This is a genomic window from Kitasatospora nipponensis, assembly GCF_039528135.1.
Classification (GTDB): Bacteria; Actinomycetota; Actinomycetes; order Streptomycetales; family Streptomycetaceae; genus Kitasatospora; species Kitasatospora nipponensis.
The window spans coordinates 1-533 of the sequence record NZ_BAAALF010001098.1 but is presented as its reverse complement, the minus strand read 5'-3'; the positions used below and the strand labels follow the sequence as shown (position 1 = coordinate 533).

Genomic DNA, 533 nt, shown 5'->3' with positions numbered 1-533 from the left:
CAACCAGCGTCACGCCGCTGCCGACCAGCAGCACCGCCAGCAGGGTGCCGAGGATCACGCCGAGCCGGCCCACCGAGCCGGGGTTCTCGTCGTAGCCGGCCTCCGAGAGGTCCTTCTTGCGCACGTTGGACGCGAAGACCTGCGGGGTCTCGTCCTTCTCGCCGGCGCTCTCGGCCCGCCTGGCCTCGGCCTGACCCCAGCCGGCCTGCTGCTTCAGAATGGCGGGCGGGACGACGATCGACTCGCCGTCGCCGGGCAGTGGCCCACCCGGCCGGGCGGCCCCCGGGTCGGCCCCTGCTCCGTCGTTCGCGCCACCGGCACTCTTGTCAGTCATGACTCCCCATCCATCTCGCCGCGCCGCGCCCTCACCGGGTCCTGACGGACACCTGCCACAGTGCGCGACAGTATGTCAGGTGTAGGTGAGAGCGCGGTAAGAGGCAGGACGCCGGAATACCTCAGACGGCCTCGAGGATGTCGATCACGAAGACCAGGGTCGAGTTCGCCGGGACGGAGGACTGCGCCTTGTCCCCCTA

The 533-nt window shown here is 70.4% G+C and carries 1 pseudogene; it reads right to left on the bottom strand.

What is annotated here, in order from left to right:
- Window positions 1-334: pseudogene (locus ABD323_RS45070) on the bottom strand (hypothetical protein); the annotation flags it as partial.
- Window positions 335-533 lie beyond the last annotated feature (199 nt).